The sequence below is a fragment of the Carnobacterium maltaromaticum DSM 20342 genome (assembly GCF_000744945.1).
Taxonomy (GTDB): domain Bacteria; phylum Bacillota; class Bacilli; order Lactobacillales; family Carnobacteriaceae; genus Carnobacterium; species Carnobacterium maltaromaticum.
Window position 1 is genome coordinate 1,341,895 of sequence record NZ_JQMX01000001.1, and the last position, 16,250, is coordinate 1,358,144.

Annotated in this window: 14 protein-coding genes and 1 pseudogene; 3 read left to right on the forward strand and 12 right to left on the reverse strand. The window is 34.9% G+C overall.

Annotation, left to right across the window (positions count from 1 at the left end):
• Positions 1-15: 15 nt before the first annotated feature.
• The gene (locus tag BR77_RS06505; RefSeq protein ID WP_015075840.1) at positions 16-738 is read right to left on the reverse strand and encodes a GntR family transcriptional regulator; all 723 of its coding nucleotides are present in this window, start codon (positions 736-738) and stop codon (positions 16-18) included.
• 169 nt (positions 739-907) lie between these two features.
• Between BR77_RS06505 and BR77_RS19040 the strand changes: the two genes are divergently transcribed.
• Entirely contained in the window at positions 908-1,108 is a 201-nt protein-coding gene (locus BR77_RS19040) for a hypothetical protein (protein ID WP_185751409.1), read from the forward strand.
• A 29-nt stretch (positions 1,109-1,137) separates the two neighbouring features.
• Here the strand turns inward: BR77_RS19040 and BR77_RS06510 are convergent, their stop codons facing one another.
• The 4 genes from BR77_RS06510 to BR77_RS06525 all read right to left on the reverse strand — a co-directional run bounded on the left by BR77_RS06510 (position 1,138) and on the right by BR77_RS06525 (position 6,137).
• On the reverse strand, positions 1,138-2,607 hold the full coding sequence (locus BR77_RS06510) for a glycoside hydrolase family 1 protein (RefSeq protein ID WP_016356358.1): 1,470 nt from the start codon (positions 2,605-2,607) through the stop codon (positions 1,138-1,140).
• Positions 2,608-2,682: 75 nt separating this feature from the next.
• Positions 2,683-4,548, reverse strand: coding sequence for a beta-glucoside-specific PTS transporter subunit IIABC (locus BR77_RS06515; RefSeq protein ID WP_015075838.1), 1,866 nt, complete (start codon positions 4,546-4,548; stop codon positions 2,683-2,685).
• Between the two features lie 136 nt (positions 4,549-4,684).
• Positions 4,685-5,512 (reverse strand): PRD domain-containing protein, encoded by an 828-nt coding sequence (locus BR77_RS06520; RefSeq protein WP_015075837.1) that lies wholly within the window; start codon positions 5,510-5,512, stop codon positions 4,685-4,687.
• Between the two features lie 436 nt (positions 5,513-5,948).
• Positions 5,949-6,137, reverse strand: a complete 189-nt coding sequence (locus BR77_RS06525) for a hypothetical protein (protein ID WP_015075836.1) — start codon at positions 6,135-6,137, stop codon at positions 5,949-5,951.
• A 222-nt stretch (positions 6,138-6,359) separates the two neighbouring features.
• Between BR77_RS06525 and BR77_RS06530 the strand changes: the two genes are divergently transcribed.
• Positions 6,360-6,713, forward strand: a complete 354-nt coding sequence (locus BR77_RS06530) for a MarR family winged helix-turn-helix transcriptional regulator (RefSeq protein WP_307781483.1) — start codon at positions 6,360-6,362, stop codon at positions 6,711-6,713.
• Positions 6,706-8,955, forward strand: a pseudogene (locus BR77_RS06535) (ATP-binding cassette domain-containing protein). The gene BR77_RS06530 and the pseudogene BR77_RS06535 overlap by 8 nt, the downstream one beginning before the upstream one ends.
• Positions 8,956-9,169: 214 nt before the next feature.
• On the opposite strand, the gene BR77_RS06540 reads toward BR77_RS06535, so the two are convergent.
• The 7 genes from BR77_RS06540 to sufD all read right to left on the reverse strand — a co-directional run bounded on the left by BR77_RS06540 (position 9,170) and on the right by sufD (position 16,243).
• Positions 9,170-9,550, reverse strand: coding sequence for a hypothetical protein (locus BR77_RS06540; RefSeq protein WP_035064364.1), 381 nt, complete (start codon positions 9,548-9,550; stop codon positions 9,170-9,172).
• A 13-nt stretch (positions 9,551-9,563) separates the two neighbouring features.
• The gene (locus BR77_RS18280; protein ID WP_051926686.1) at positions 9,564-10,283 is read right to left on the reverse strand and encodes a helix-turn-helix domain-containing protein; all 720 of its coding nucleotides are present in this window, start codon (positions 10,281-10,283) and stop codon (positions 9,564-9,566) included.
• Positions 10,268-10,822: a helix-turn-helix domain-containing protein gene (locus tag BR77_RS06550; RefSeq protein ID WP_144060828.1), complete on the reverse strand. Its 555-nt coding sequence runs from the start codon at positions 10,820-10,822 to the stop codon at positions 10,268-10,270. Before BR77_RS06550 ends, BR77_RS18280 begins: the two co-directional genes overlap by 16 nt.
• 999 nt (positions 10,823-11,821) lie before the next feature.
• The gene (sufB, locus tag BR77_RS06555; RefSeq protein WP_010051029.1) at positions 11,822-13,234 is read right to left on the reverse strand and encodes a Fe-S cluster assembly protein SufB; all 1,413 of its coding nucleotides are present in this window, start codon (positions 13,232-13,234) and stop codon (positions 11,822-11,824) included.
• Positions 13,235-13,267: 33 nt separating this feature from the next.
• Entirely contained in the window at positions 13,268-13,735 is a 468-nt protein-coding gene (gene sufU / locus BR77_RS06560) for a Fe-S cluster assembly sulfur transfer protein SufU (RefSeq protein WP_015075829.1), read from the reverse strand.
• On the reverse strand, positions 13,722-14,960 hold the full coding sequence (locus tag BR77_RS06565; protein WP_015075828.1) for a cysteine desulfurase: 1,239 nt from the start codon (positions 14,958-14,960) through the stop codon (positions 13,722-13,724). The genes sufU and BR77_RS06565 overlap by 14 nt, the downstream gene beginning before the upstream one ends.
• Positions 14,957-16,243, reverse strand: coding sequence for a Fe-S cluster assembly protein SufD (gene sufD / locus BR77_RS06570; RefSeq protein ID WP_015075827.1), 1,287 nt, complete (start codon positions 16,241-16,243; stop codon positions 14,957-14,959). The genes BR77_RS06565 and sufD overlap by 4 nt, the downstream gene beginning before the upstream one ends.
• Positions 16,244-16,250 lie beyond the last annotated feature (7 nt).

Sequence of the window (16,250 nt, forward strand, 5' to 3'; positions counted from 1 at the left end):
CATCTCCTTTTTATCTTAATAAGAACGAATGGCAACTTTATATAATTTAGAATTAATGAACTGTTCATTGAAGTAAATAAGTTTGTTGGAAGCATTTAAGACTTGTTGCTTAATGTGAAGCAACGGATCCCCTTCTTCAACTTGCAAATATTGAGCTACTTCAGCTGATGCAATTGACACGTCAATGACATTATCAAAATGATTGATGTGATATCCCTGCGACTTCAACACCTCAATTAAAGAATCAGATTCTGTCAAATTATCAACAAGCGCTTCCATTTCTTTCACAACGTAATCAATTTCAAAAATAACCGGTTGATAATCAATGCTTCGGATACGCTTTAAGGAAATTATTTCAGACTCGATAAATCCCAATTCTGCTTTTTGACCGTCACTTAAACCTAGGTATTCCTTTTTTAAAATTTTGGTAGTCGGAATACTATTAGATGTGACACCTGCTGACGTAAAACTACCGCCGGCACTAATTGTTTCTTTGTAGACAGGAAATACAACATAAGCGCCTTTCCCTTGTTTTTTTTCAACAATCCCTCGATCAACAAGCATCTTTAAAGCATTTCTAACCGTAACGCGACTAATATCATATGTTTTCATCCATTCACCTTCAGAAGGAAGTTTCTCACCATATTGATAACTACCAGATAGTATCTTATTTTCAATCAGATTAGCTAACTGGTTATAGAGTGGAACTAGAGTGCTTCCAGAAATTTCTTTTTTCATTGTATCCCCCTTCTCTTCAACTTGTATTAACATGTATTAAGTCGTCTTAACATGTATTATAGTAAGCGCTTTTAATTTTGTCAACAAAAACTTTTTTATTGACGTTAATTTAAAATGGGGACAGTCATTAAATTCATTTTCTGCTAGGGAGCTCCAACGATTAAAAATAATGTATCAAACTACGGATAATTTCCTACTATTCGATGAATTGGCTATCTTTGTTCAAAAAACTTCTGAAAGAAAAATTGTCTTAGAGCATCATCTTCAAATTACAGGTAATCCTTTGAAAAGGTTTTCAATATGCGGAACAATTGGAACCAGTGAACCGACAAACGTATACCTATGCCACGTAAACAAAGAAACAAGCTAATGAGTGATTAATTAGCTTGCTCAATCTATCTATCCTTCTAAGTTTTCACCATTTGTTGCAATTACTTCTTTGTACCAATAAAATGAAGATTTTGGTATTCTAGCTAGCGTTCCATTACCTTCATCATCTTGATCAACATAGATAAATCCATAACGTTTACTCATTTGTGATGTGCCACAACTTACTAAATCGATACATCCCCATGTTGTGTAACCCATTAAATCAACACCATCTTTAATTGCTTCTTTCATTTGTTCAATATGTTTTTTAATATAATCAATCCTATAGTCATCATGAATTTCACCATCTGCTGAAACAACATCTTTAGCTCCTAACCCATTTTCACAAATGAACAACGGCAACTCATAACGATCATACAATTTCATCAATGAAATCCTTAACCCAATTGGATCAATTGGCCAATCCCATTGAGATAACTCTAAATGCTCATTTTTAATTGGGCTGTCAAATGAACCCGCTAATTTACTTGCATCTGGACGAGCCTCTGTCACATGGGTCATATAATAGCTAATTGCAACAAAGTCAACAACTCCAGCTTTTAGAATTTCAGCGTCCCCTTCCACCATTTCAATTGTTAAGTTATTATCAGAAAAGTAACGAGTCATATATGTTGGATATTCTCCTCGGGCTTGTACATCTGGATAAAACATATTTAATTGGTTTGATTTCAAGGCTTGCAATTGATCCTCTGGTTTAGTTGTCTTAGCATACGACTCAATTTGGTTAATCATGCAACCAATTTGTGCCTGTGGCATCATTTCATGGGCTAATTTAACCACAATTGCACTAGCTAAAAATTGATGATGTGAAGCTTGATAAGTCGCTTGTAAAACATTATCTACTCGGTCAATTTGAGCTCCTGCTCCAGTGTATAAACTATTTAAATTCATATTCATTTCATTAAACGTAATCCAATACTTTACTTTTTCTGCATAACGTTTAAAAATAGCACGAGCATAATTTTCAAATAGTGGAATTAATTCACGACTAACCCATCCATTATAACGACGTGTTAATTCAATAGGCATTTCATAATGTGACATTGTGACTAAAGGTTCAATGCCATATTTTAAACATTCATCAAAAACTTTATCATAAAAAGCTAATCCCTCTTCATTCGGCTCTGTTTCTAATCCTGTTGGGAAAATGCGTGCCCACGAAATTGAAATTCGAAAAGTTTTAAAGCCCATCTCAGCAAAAAGCGCAATATCTTCTATATAACGATGGTAAAAGTCGATTCCCCAACGCTTAGGAAATAAATATTTTTCTGGGTTTTCAGTATATTCGGTTAATTCCTGAGAGCTAACATTAAAAGTAAAATTATCAACTGCTCCTCCGGCATATGGATCTTTAAATGCGGCAAAATCACTTGTTGATAAACCTTTCCCTCCTTCATCAAAAGCTCCTTCAATTTGATTAGCTGCTGTTGCGCCACCCCATAAAAATCCTTTTGGAAATCCTGTTTGTAATTCCTTCATCATCGTAAATTCCTCCTATAATGGTTGAGTTATTTTTAAGTCGCATAGCTTAATTGCTAAACGAACTGTGTTACCTTAGTTAATTAGCATTAATAATTTACTTTCACCAGCAGTTACTACTAAATTTGCTGTGTGAATGACATCAAGATACTGAGATGAATTTGTAACGACTATAGGCGAAATCATATTCATTCCCGCTTTTTTCATTGTTTCTAAATCAAAAGCTAAAATATCTTGACCACGTTTAACAGATTGTCCTTTTGTTACGAGTAAATCAAAACCTTTTCCAGCCAATTCAACAGTCTCTAGACCAATATGAATTAGAAGCTCTACACCTTCATCTGACGTTAAACCAATTGCATGATTCGTTGATGTTAACATTGTGACAGTTCCTGAAAATGGCGCTTTAACCATCCCTTCATTAGGCATAATTGCTACGCCTTTACCGACCATTTCATTTGAAAAAGTTGCATCTGGAACCGTTTCTAATGGATAAATTTCCCCACTTAAGGGACTTAAAACATCAATTGGCAAGTCTTTATTAATTGGGAGGACAGGCTGAGAAAATTCAGCTTGTTGCGTTTCAATCGAACTCTCTTCAAAGTTTAGCAATAAAGTAATAATCAGCGAGACACTGAAACTCACACCAATCCCAATGACAGCTAACATAAAATTATTCGTACCTTTTTCTAAATAAGATGGCAATGACATAATACCAGGAACTGCAAAAGCAAAGCTCTTAACATTAAATAGTCCGAAGATTGCGCCACCAATAGCTCCTCCAGCTAAACTGGCATAAAATGGTTTCTTGAGTTTCATCGTGACACCATAAATTGCTGGTTCTGTAATCCCGAAAATGGCTGGAATAATCGTTGAGAAAGATAGCTGTTTCATTTTTTTATCTTTTGTTTTAATTAAGACTCCCAAAACAGCTCCTGCTTGGGCTAAATTTGCCACAAAGTTCATTGGTAGCAACATGATATCGTAACCAACTTTATCTAAACTAGCGAAAGTTCCAGGAAAGAAAGCATAATGCATACCAGTAATAACAATCAGTGGCATTAATCCCCCCATCAACATACCTGCTAATGGTCCTGCAACTGCAAACATAGTTGCAAAGAAGCGCTCTAAGTATACACCGATGTAGTTTCCTAATGGCGCAATTACCATTAATAAAATGGGCGCTGTAATGACTAAAGTTAGTAATGGTACAAAAATAATTTTTACTGATTTTGGAACAATCTGGTTCATATATTTGTGAATGTAGCTTAATAATAAGACACCTAAAATAATTGGTAGAACGGATGAAGCATAATTATTCATTGGAACATTTATACCTAAAAATTTCAGATAATTAACTTCCCCACCATTTGCGTAATTCATAATTGTTGGATACATTAAAATCCCAGCTAAAGTAACCGCTAAAGATTGATCCGTTTTAAAGCGTTTAGCTGCTGAATAAGCAATTAAAAATGGTAAAAAATGAAAAGGTGCATCTGAAATCATAGCTAAAATCTCATAACTTGAACTTGTTTCCGATAAAAGCTTCATCGCAACAAGTAAAGCCATAACACCTTTAAGTAAACCACCGCCAGTAATAGCTGGTAATAAAGGTGTAAATATACCTGAAATTGTATCGAGAACAACTTCGATTGGATTACCATGATGACCAGATTTTGCACTTTCCTGTATTTTTCCATCTAATAACTGACTAATTTCAGCATAAACACTTGTCACCTCGTTACCAATAATAATTTGAAACTGTCCACTTTGAAATTGTGCACCTAAGACCCCTTCTAACTGGCGAATTTTCTCTAAATTAATTTGGTCCTTGTCCTTATAATTAAAGCGCAGTCGAGTAATACAATGCCAACTTTGATTTATATTTTCTGATCCCCCTATTTCTTTAATAATTGCTTTTGCTAACTCTTTTTTATCCATGCTCAGTCCTCTTTTCTATCTATTTTTCTATAAAAAAAACCTAAACAAAAATCTGCCAACTTAATGATAAAATTAAGCTTTGCACATTTTTGTTTAGGTTAATGCCTGTTTTCAGTAACACACCATAGACAAAACGTTATTTAATTATTCTTTCAATATGAATGACTAAGTACACTAGCTCATCTTCCGAAATTTGCCATCCATATACCTTTAATAACATATCTTTAATCATTAAACCACACTCATAACTTTTACTATATCGTTCTTGAATAATAGTTTTTAAAGTACTATCCATCGGTGCACTCTGCAATTTTTCCGATTCTTGTCTTGCAATAAAATAGCGTAAATGAGTAATAAAGCGAGAATAGGTCATCGTCGTCTTATCCAAATTTATATTGAAACATGCTTGAATAATCTTAACAATGTCTTTGGTTAACGTTGTCATACGAATCGTTTGATTCATCGATTGATTATCCATTTGAGCGTTAACAAAATGCAAAGCAATAAATGAAGCTTCAGTAGTTGGTAGTTCAATCCCAAGTTCTATTTGAATTAACTGCAACGATTCTATGCCGATTTCATACTCCTTAAAATATAGATGAGGTATCTCCCACTGGAAAGGTGTATCAATATCTATCTTTTGTTCCTTTCGCTCAATAGCATATCTTAAATGATCTGCAAGAGTAAAAAGTAAAGATGAATTTATGTCTAAATTTAATTTGTTCTCACCTAGGGTAATTATTTTTTCAGTGACACTTAATAATTCTGGACTTAATCCTTCTAACAATCGACTGGCTTGATGGTTCATTCCGGATTGAAAAACTTTAGTCACCTCTTCCATCGGTACTTGGTCACCTTTTTTCCGCTTAAATCCTATGCCAGTTCCAAATGCTACTAACTCGTTGCCCACTTTATTAACAGCTAATATGATATTATTATTTAAAGATTTCACAACAGTCAACATTCGGTTTCCCCCTTCAAAAACAGAAAAAAACACCAACATCGTAAATAACTTTCATCGCAAAATGAATAAGGGAGTCCCTTAACGTTATTATTGACTTGGTGGTGCCTGATCGTATCAGTAACACTCCTGTATCTAACTTATGAACCTACTTTAGCATTAAAAGAAAACGTTGTCAAACATTTTTTTAGTTTACTTAAAATTCAAAAAAAGATAGCTACTAATTACAAAAAAGCAAACCTTTCGTTGAAAAGACATTAATTTTCAAAACCATTATATTTTTTATTTTCAGTAATACTAAGCCGTCCTATTCTACCAATTCAGCACTGAATAAGGGATGTTGAATACTTAAAGGTTTCTTCAAAACCTCTATTCCATTATCAGATAGACAACCATATTATAAAACTTCCTTTTGATTTAATTAGACTTAAATTACCTGCTAAATTTTATTTTTCCGTTTTCTTTTTTTGGAACTCTCCGGTTTAAGTGCTGTTAAGAATAATAACATCATTCCTAAACCAAGTACTATTTCGTTATCTATCATTAATAAACCCACAGGGATACCTATCAATAAATAGAGAACTATCCGTAAAATCAAATTTTCCTTTATAGTTTTCTTTATTTTCATTTTTTATTACTCCTTTCTTATACTACACGCTAGTTATCATAATTTTAACATAACTATGTGTTTAATAATAGATAAATAATTATTATCATTTAATTGCAAATAAGATATAGTTTCTATATAGAAACTATATCCGAGGTGAAAAGTATGACTTTATTAACAAATGCGCTTATCGATTTGCAGTGTGAACTTGTCGCGGAAAGAAATATGAAAAATCCATAAAATATTAGTTGGCTTCAATATGATATTTTGCACCACTTATCTTTAAAAGAAGAGCAGTTGCCTTCTGAAATTAGTATCGCCCTTGGCATTAGCCGTACCAAACTTTCTAAAGCTTTAAAAGAACTCAAATTAACAGGATATATTACCCAAAAACCAAGTGAAAAAGATGGACGTGAACTCATAACAAGTCTATCTGATAGTGGCATACAATTCCTTCAAACTATCAATTTAGGGCATCAACAACTTTCACAAGTAGCCGACAGCATATTTACAGAAAAAGAAAAGATAAAGTTTGCACAACTCTCAAGCAAATTTTCTAGTGCACTTAAAGAAGAAAGGACGGGCTTTCATGAGTGATTTTATTACTATAAAAGGTGCACGAACAAATAACCTTAAAAATATCTCACTAACTATTCCTAAACACAAAATAACCGTTGCAACTGGTGTTTCAGGTTCAGGAAAATCCTCATTAATCTTTGACACTTTAGCAGCCGAGTTCCAACACTTGCTAAATGATACCTACTCTAGCTATATTCAACAATTGCTGCCTCATTATGCTCAACCTGTTGTGGATGAAATTGAAAACTTACCTGTCTCTATTGTCATTAATCAGAAAAAAATTGGTGGCAATGCCCGCTCAACAGTTGGCACAGTGACGGATATTTATACCAGTTTAAGGTTATTATTTTCAAGAATTGCTAAACCCTTTATCGGCTACTCCATGGTTTACTCATTTAATCATCCTCAAGGCATGTGTCCACTATGTAAAGGCTTAGGCGAGACAAAAGAAATTGATTTAGCCCATTTAATCAACTTTGATAAATCACTGAATGAAGGTGCCATCAATTTTCCGACTTTTCAACCAGGTGGCTAGCGTTTAACTAGATATACTGAAACGGGAAACTTTGATAATGATAAAAAAATTAAAGACTTTACAACAAATGAACGCGAACTTCTTTTGTACAATACTGGAAGTGCTACTCTTCACCCAACGGAACAATGGCCAAAAACATCCACTTATATTGGGATTATTCCCAGAATTACTAAAAGTTTTATCGAAAAAGAAGATCCTAAATATGCGGCTCAACTTAACGCAATCCTGCACGTGGAAGATTGCCCTGAATGCCTTGCTACAAGAGTCAATGATTTGGTTCGTTCTGCCAAAATAGATGGAAAATCGATTGCAGATTGCGTGATGATGCCTATTTCTGACTTAATTTCCTTTATCAACCAAATAGATTCCCCTAGTGTTGAAATTGTTCTTAAAGATTTAATCAAAAAATTAGAAAGCTTAAAGACTGTCGGATTAAGCTATTTATTTCTCAATCGTCCGACTTCAACTCTTTCAGGTGGCGAATCCCAACGAATAAAAATGACCAAGCATTTAACTAACGCCCTTGCAGATGTCTTGTACATTTTCGATGAGCCTAGTGTTGGTCTTCATCCAGAAGATATTCTAGGCATGACAACAATCATTGAAGGGTTAAAAAGTAAAGGGAATACCGTTGTTTTGGTTGACCATGATCCTGACATTATCAAAATTGCCGACCATATTATTGACATAGGTACAGGCGCTGGCATTAACGGTGGAAGGATTACTTTTGAAGGGACTTATCAAGGTTTATTGGAATCAAATACACTAACTGGAAAGACCCTATCCCGCTCTCATTTTATCAACACTAAAAAGAAACTTTTTTCCTCTTACTATACTTTGGAGCATGCTAGCCTTCATAATGTCATTGAGGCTTCAATTAAACTACCTAAAAATGGTTTGACAGTTGTGACGGGGGTCGCTGGTTCAGGAAAAAGTACATTAATTCGCCATCTTTTTAAAAAGAAATATCCAGAGGCAACCATTCTTGATCAGAGTCCGATACGTGGCAGCAGTCGTTCAAATGTCCTCGCTTACCTGAATGTTTTTGACAAAATTAGAAATATTTTTGCTCATTATTCAGGAAAAAGTAGTTCTTATTTTAGTTATAACGGCAAAGGTGCCTGCCCTCTATGCAAAGGGAAAGGCTATATAAAATTGGACTTGGCTTATATGGGCGATGTAGAGCAACCTTGTGAGAAATGCCATGGGAAAAGATACAATGAAGAAGCATTATCTGTAACCTGGCATGGTAGGACTATTTATGATATTTTGCAATTAACAATTGGGGAAGCCGTTGATTTATTTGATGATCCATCATTAAAAGAAGCTATTCAAAATTTAATTGACGTTAATTTAGGCTATGTAAAATTGGGACAGTCTTTAGATACATTTTCAGGCGGGGAACTCCAACGGTTAAAAATCGCTAAAATAATTCATCAAACTACGGATAATTTACTGATATTAGATGAACCTAGCACGGGACTACATGAAGCCGATGTGATGAACTTGCTATCTTTGTTCAAAAAACTTCTGAAAGAAAATAAAACTTTAATTGTTTTAGAGCATAACTTGCAAATTATTAGCCAAGCTCAATGGATTATTGATATGGGCTTAGGCGGAGGAAATTTAGGTGGCAATGTGCTTTTTCAAGGATATCCAATTGATTTATTGGACGCCGCTGGATCTTATACTGCGGAACATTTGCGGGGGTATTTGAAATCGTGAACTATAAATGAAAAACATCCTAAACATTTGCTAATGTTTAAGATGTTTTATTTTTTAACAGGATTTCAAATTTATTCTTTCGCAACATTATTAACAGGAATTTTTTTAATAATTAAGTCGTTATAAATAAAAATTTAAAATTCTAAAATAGTCAGCAAACTCTTTGTATTAGCTCTATTGACCCTCTTATTCTTTTCAATTTAGCACTAATTTCTTATTTTCCTTCGTATAAATTATAATTAATCTTACTTAATGATAAAAATTCTTGGATCGAACTCTCTCTGTATTTCATATATACCTTATTTAGAAAAACTTCATCTACATTTTGATCGATTTTTAAAGCTTTAAACATAGCTGCATAAATATTTATCATACGCTCATTCGTTTGCATGGAATCAACCACCCCATACTCTAAATAAGCGTGAAATTTTTTCACAGCATTCATAACTTCTTTTGAATTATAAAAATATACTGTTATCCCATTCATTGCTGCTGAGTATTCTGTACATTTGACATCATACCTATAACTAATCATTTGAACTAAAGTATCATATTTTTTGCTCCACAAATCGTATTCTCTATGTGATTCCTCCATTCTATTTCCCTTGTTATTTATAAGTTTCTATTGGCCACATAATCTCACCAGTAAAATCCAATTCTTTAGTTATTTCATTGTCTAATTCATAATCAAACAACTTACATTCTTCTATTAATCTACTTATCATCAAGTTTCTTAAAAGTAGCATTGGCTTTTTCAAACATATAGAATCTTGTAAGTACTTTGCGATTTCTTCAGTATTGAAAGAAGCACTATTCATAGTCAACATTTTAATCTTCAATTCCTTTGAGAGTAAGTATTTACCTTTATTATACTTATACCAAAAAAATAAAAAATGCTTCATATCTTTTTGAATAGATTTTATCTCTTTACTATTTGAAGGTTCAACATTCTTAATTCTTTCACCAACCTCATTAATAAACTCCACTGCCAACTTTCTAGGAATTAACAAGCTAGGTTCTCTGGAACATATATAATAATTTTGGATAAACTCAAGCGGGTATTCTTCATCTACCAATTCAAGAACATTTTTCCCCAATTTCACATAATTATCATATCTACTCTTTAATTCAATATTATCCTTTAAAAGATAGTCTAAAGTAATCCCAAACTCTGTTCTTAATCTTTTTAAATTTTCCAATGATGGCGTATATTTTTCGTTCTCCCACTGCACAATTATTTTTGTTGAAACACCTATTTTTTCAGCTAATTGTTCTTGAGTCATACCTTTAATTTTTCGTTCTTCTCTTATTTTTAAATGTATTCCCATCTATCGAATCCTCCTATATCAAAAAGTTCCAAATAGCCACATATATCGTGTAATACAGCTTCTAATTCTTCTAATAAATCTAAGTGATTAACAGGATCTCTCTTTTCTTTAACCCCTAAATAACCTGCGCTATCATCATATATTCGTCTGTACAATTCTTCCTCATTGTATGACCTTTCATTATCTACCATCCAACGTTTACAAATATCATAGGCAGCTTTACAATTATAATAACCATCATGTTCAAATTTCAAGTGATCCTCATAACAACGCATAATTAAATCGTATTTTGGTGCTACAATCCAATCACTACTTTGTACCACTTCATATTTGTTAACAAACTCAGCAATATTTTCAACAGAACAATAGTCACTTATATCTTTTCCAAACCTATAGTATCTTTCTCCATTATTCATAATTGGCTCTATTTCTTCAGAAACTAAATCCTCTATGGATACATCATATAATTCGCTTAGAAATGCCAAAACTTTGGGATCAATACTAGAAGTTCCTGATTCCCAACGTTTAATTGTTTCCACTTAAATGTTAATCCAATAGATTCCTCAATAATTTGTACTAACTTTTTCTTTGATAACCCTTTGTTTTTTCTCTCAATTTCAATTTGTTCATTTAACCTCATTCAATTTCCTCCCCCTATTCAATTCATAGATATATCTTACCAACATATGCGTATTTTATGAAGGAAGTTAATGAGTGTAAAACACATTATTTACTTCCTATTCTAGTAAATTGATAGTATTTTATTTTTATTGTATGGAAAATCATTAGTTCTAAAAATAATATTTCGCTCTATTTATTGAATTAGATTTTCTCTTAGGTGCTTTTATATAGATATCTAATCCATCAGCTTGTTTGAATTATTTTTTTAAATACGTTCAGTTGTGTAACTCCATATTTTTTTACTAAAGTCTAATTGTTTCCACACATTTCACTTTCTTTCATAACTTATTTCGTCATTTTTTTCAAAAAATTGCTCTTTTCAAGTCATAACTATTTTTTTAAAGAGGCAGATATTTGGCCAAAATATCTGCCAAAAAGCAATAATTTTTACTAAAAAAAGTAGAACCCAAACAAGGGTCCTGACTTCTATTCAAAAGATTAACCACATTTGCTTTTCAGCAATAATTTTTTATTGATATAGTCCTAATAATCAGTAATAATAAGGTTTTTAAATAGGCAAATTCAAAGTAACTTTCTCTTAATTTTTACAACAATGCCGATTATTATTGATCTTTAACAGTGAAGACTACAGACACTATGCCTTCTCCTGTACCAAGTAGCTTTATTTTATTACATAGAACTGAACTTGAATTGTCATTCAATGTCTTCACAACCCCTTTAATATTTTTAAACTCTATAAACATAGGCTAATGTCATACCTGAAAAGTTTAAAGAAACTAGCTAACGTTTTGCAAATTACATCAATTTTAGCGAATGGTATTTACCAACAACCATCCATTGAAATAAAAGAGTACCAAAATATTGTTAATACAACATTTTGGTACTCTTTAAATTTATTACCCAACCGACCCTTCCATCTCATATTGAATCAAGCGATTCAATTCAACGGCGTATTCCATTGGCAATTCTTTTGTAAATGGCTCAACAAAGCCCATAATGATCATTTCAGTCGCTTCTTGCTCACTCAACCCACGACTCATTAAATAATAAAGTTGCTCTTCCGATATCTTCGAAACTTTCGCTTCATGCTCCAAAGAAACATTACTGTTATGAATTTCGTTAAATGGAATTGTATCAGATTTCGATAAGTCATCCATAATGATCGTGTCACACTCAATATGGGAAATCGATCCTTCTGATTTCCGACCAAAAGTAACTTGTCCACGATAGTTCACTTCGCCACCGTCTTTAGCAATCGATTTTGAAACAATCGAGCTTGAAGTATTTGGTGCGTTATGGATCATCTTAGCGCCTGTATCTTGGTTTTGACCTTCACTAGCGAAAGCGATTGATAACATCGTACCGCGAGCGCCACGGCCGTCTAAGAAGATACTTGGGTACTTCATTGTAACTTTTGCTCCTAAGTTGCCATCGATCCATTCCATTGTTGCGCCTTCTAATGCTTTAGCACGTTTAGTTACTAGGTTATAAACGTTGTCTGACCAGTTTTGAATGGTTGTGTAACGGCAATAGGCATCTTTTTTAACAAAGATTTCTACGATCGCAGCATGCAAACTATTGGTTGAATAGGTTGGTGCTGTACAGCCTTCAACGTAATGAACGCTTGCGCCTTCGTCTACGATGATCAAGGTACGTTCAAATTGACCCATGTTTTCTGCATTGATTCGGAAATAGGTTTGCAATGGTACGTCACAACGGACACCTTTTGGTACATAGATAAAGGTACCACCTGACCAAACTGCTGAATTTAATGCGGCTAGTTTGTTATCTGTTGGTGGAACTAGTTTTGAGAAATATTCTTTGAATAGTTCTGGGTATTCTTTTAAGGCTGAATCGGTATCAGTAAAGACGATGCCTAGTTTTGAAAACTCGTCTTTCATATTGTGGTAAACCACTTCTGATTCGTATTGGGCAGAAGCACCGGCTAGGTATTTACGCTCGGCTTCTGGGATTCCAATGCGTTCAAAGGTTTCTTTGATTTTATCTGGGACATCTTCCCAATCACGTGCTGCTCCACCACTTGATTTTTTGTAGTAGGTTAAGGCATCGTAATCGATATCAGATAAATCGGGTCCCCATGTTTGCATCGGCATTTTGTTGAATTGTTCTAATGATTTTAAACGGAAATCTAACATCCATTCTGGTTCTTCTTTGACCCGGGAAATTTCACGGACGACTTCTTCACTTAAGCCTGAACCGGTTGTAAATACCGATTCTACGTCGTCATGAAAACCATATTGGTATTCGTCTAACTCGGGTACTCCACTTACTTCTGGTATTTCACTCATGTTAGATCGCTCCTTCTCTCTATTTTTAAGATTTTAGTGGCTCGCTAAATGGCCATCAATTCCTGTATTTGTTCCTTCGATTAACGCTTTTTCTAAGGCTTTCCAACCTAATGTCGCACACTTGATGCGCGCTGGAAATTTGGCTACACCACTTAAAATCTGGGCGTCGCCTAAACTATCAGGGTTGGTTAGTTCTTTGCCTTGAACGAGTAATGAAAATTCTTCGGATAAGGCTAAGGCTTCTTTGACTGGTTTTCCAATCACTGCATCGGTCATCATACTGGCACTGGCTGTACTAATAGTGCAACCACTGCCAGAAAAGCGAATGTCTTTTACGGTTTCGTCTTCGACTAACAGTTGAATTTGAATCACATCGCCACAAGTGGGATTGTTTAATTCAATTTGGTTCGTAGACTGATCTAAGACGCCATGATGATGCGGGTGACTGGAATGATCCAAAATGACTTGTCTGTATAAATTATCTAATCTAGATAGCGCCATGACTGAAAAACTCCTTCGTCGCCAAAAGGGCTGCAATGAAGCGGTCCGCATCGGCTTTGGTATTATAGAAATAAAAACTAGCTCTTGCTGTCGAGTTGACCTTTAAATAGTTCATTAAAGGTTGCGCACAATGATGTCCGGCTCGAACAGCAACTCCTTCCATATCCATTGCTGTTGCTAAATCGTGAGGATGCACACCTTCTAAGTTGAAGGTAATAACTCCTGTGCGAATGGCTGAATCAGTTGGTCCATAGATAGTAATGCCAGGGATTGCCATTAATTTAGGCAAAACATAGGCCACCAATTCTTGTTCATACTGATGAATCGCAGGTAAACCAACTTGATTTAAATAGTCAACAGCTGCTCCTAATCCAATGGCGCCAGCAATATTCGGAGTGCCTGCTTCAAATTTCCAAGGCAGTTCTTTCCATGTGCTGTCGTTTTGGTAGACGAAATCAATCATCTCACCGCCAAATTCAATTGGTTCCATTTTTTCTAATAGGTGGCGTTTGCCGTATAAAATCCCGATTCCGGTTGGTCCCAGCATTTTATGTCCGCTAAAGGCATAGAAATCAGCGTCTAAGGCTACGACGTCAACGTCCATATGAGGAACAGATTGTGCTCCATCAACAACGATAACGGCTCCGACTTGATGTGCTAGTTCTACTAATTCTTTGATTGGGTTAACTACGCCTAAAACGTTGGATACGTGAGCAATGGCTACGATTTTCGTTTTTTCGGTAATCTGTTTTTTGGCACTTGCCATATCTAACTGTCCGTCTGGGGTTAAGTCGATATATTTTAGTGTCGCTTTTCTTTGTTTGGCTAATTGTTGCCAAGGAATGATGTTTGAGTGATGTTCCATATAGGAAATCACAATTTCATCGCCTTCTGTTACGTTTGCTTCTCCGTAACTTCTAGCAACCCAGTTTAGACTGGTGGTTGTGCCCCGGGTAAAGAGTATCTCAGCTGTTTCGCTAGCTTTGATTAAATGGCGCACTTTTTCTCTGGCGGCTTCGTATTTTGCTGTTGCGCGTTCTGCTAGGGTATGCACCCCGCGATGAACGTTGGCATTATCAAAATGATAGTAGTCTGAAAGAGCATCTAAAACGGCTTGAGGCTTTTGACTTGTAGCGGCATTATCCAAATAGACAAGAGGTTCATCGTTGACTTCTTGAAATAGAATCGGAAAATCTTTCTTCAAGGCTTCAGCATCAAGAATCATAGGCTTAGCTTCCTTTCGATAACTTCTACTAGTTCGTCACGCACGGCTTTGATTGGAATTGCAGCGATTACGGAACCTAGGAAACCACGAATTACTAAACGTTCTGCATCTTGTTTACGCAAACCACGACTCATTAGATAGTACATTTCTTCTGGATCAACACGTCCAACACTGGCTGCATGTCCTGCTGTTACATCATTTTCATCGATTAATAAAATTGGGTTGGCATCGCCACGAGCTTTATCAGACAACATTAGGACACGGCTTTCTTGTTGTGCATCTGCGCCTTTTGCTCCTTTGATAATATGTCCAATTCCGTTAAAGGTCAGGGTTGATTTATCTCTGATTACACCGTGTTGTAAAATATGTCCAATTGAATGACGACCATAGTTGGTCACACGCGTATCAATTCCTTGAACTTGTTTGCCCATACTGATGGCAACAATTTTGACCTCACTGTGACTGCCTTCTCCGATTAAATCAGAATCGAAATCAGCGACAACATCTCCGGTATTCATGACACCTAGTGCCCAGTTAATCGTTGAATCTTTTAGCAAATGGCCACGGCGGTTAAAGTAAGTCGTTGTATTTTCGCCTAATTGATCAACAGCTGAAAACTTAACTTTTGAACCTGGTTTGGTAATGACTTCAACAACGATATTCGCCGTGTTTTTTTCATTTCCAATTGTTTGGTATTTTTCAACGTAACTAAATTCGCTGTTTGTATCTGCTAAAATTAGAACGTGCTTGACGAAGTTTTCTTTGATTTGGCTATTTTGAACAAATAACGCTTCTAAGGGCTCTTCAATCACGACATTTTTTGGCACATACAAGAAGATTCCACTATTCATAAAGGCTGCATGGAAAGCTGTTAATTTATCTTCATCTGGTTTAACGGCTAATTGCATATAGGCTTCTTTAACTAATTCTGGATGCTCTGTTAAAGCAGTAAAGATATCGGTAAAGATTACGCCTTTTTCAATCAGTTCCATTGGCAATTGTTCTAAAGCCGTGTGGCGTCCAATTTGTACAATTTTTGGTGCATCATTATCAACTTCTAAGAAATCATCAGCAAGCATTAATGCTTCTGTTTCAAGGTTAATTTCAGGTGTTTCTAGTAAAGGCCAACGGTTGATTTTAACACGTTCAAAGAACGGTAAATCTAGTTCGGCGATTTTATTTAACATAGTTATACGTAAGTCTAACATCCATTCTGGCTCAGCATGACTTAATGAAAAATCACGTAAGGCATCAAGATGGTCTGTAAATTTTGTCTCTTTCATCTTGAAT

What these genes read in the sequence shown, in the direction of transcription:
- BR77_RS06505 (WP_015075840.1), bottom strand. Translation starts at nt 738, where the DNA reads ATGAAAAAAGAAATTTCTGGAAGCACTCTAGTTCCACTCTATAACCAG.
- BR77_RS19040 (WP_185751409.1), top strand. Translation starts at nt 908, where the DNA reads ATGTATCAAACTACGGATAATTTCCTACTATTCGATGAATTGGCTATC.
- BR77_RS06510 (WP_016356358.1), bottom strand. Translation starts at nt 2,607, where the DNA reads ATGAAGGAATTACAAACAGGATTTCCAAAAGGATTTTTATGGGGTGGC.
- BR77_RS06515 (WP_015075838.1), bottom strand. Translation starts at nt 4,548, where the DNA reads ATGGATAAAAAAGAGTTAGCAAAAGCAATTATTAAAGAAATAGGGGGA.
- BR77_RS06520 (WP_015075837.1), bottom strand. Translation starts at nt 5,512, where the DNA reads ATGTTGACTGTTGTGAAATCTTTAAATAATAATATCATATTAGCTGTT.
- BR77_RS06525 (WP_015075836.1), bottom strand. Translation starts at nt 6,137, where the DNA reads ATGAAAATAAAGAAAACTATAAAGGAAAATTTGATTTTACGGATAGTT.
- BR77_RS06540 (WP_035064364.1), bottom strand. Translation starts at nt 9,550, where the DNA reads ATGGAGGAATCACATAGAGAATACGATTTGTGGAGCAAAAAATATGAT.
- BR77_RS18280 (WP_051926686.1), bottom strand. Translation starts at nt 10,283, where the DNA reads ATGGGAATACATTTAAAAATAAGAGAAGAACGAAAAATTAAAGGTATG.
- sufB (WP_010051029.1), bottom strand. Translation starts at nt 13,234, where the DNA reads ATGAGTGAAATACCAGAAGTAAGTGGAGTACCCGAGTTAGACGAATAC.
- sufU (WP_015075829.1), bottom strand. Translation starts at nt 13,735, where the DNA reads ATGGCGCTATCTAGATTAGATAATTTATACAGACAAGTCATTTTGGAT.
- BR77_RS06565 (WP_015075828.1), bottom strand. Translation starts at nt 14,960, where the DNA reads ATGATTCTTGATGCTGAAGCCTTGAAGAAAGATTTTCCGATTCTATTT.
- sufD (WP_015075827.1), bottom strand. Translation starts at nt 16,243, where the DNA reads ATGAAAGAGACAAAATTTACAGACCATCTTGATGCCTTACGTGATTTT.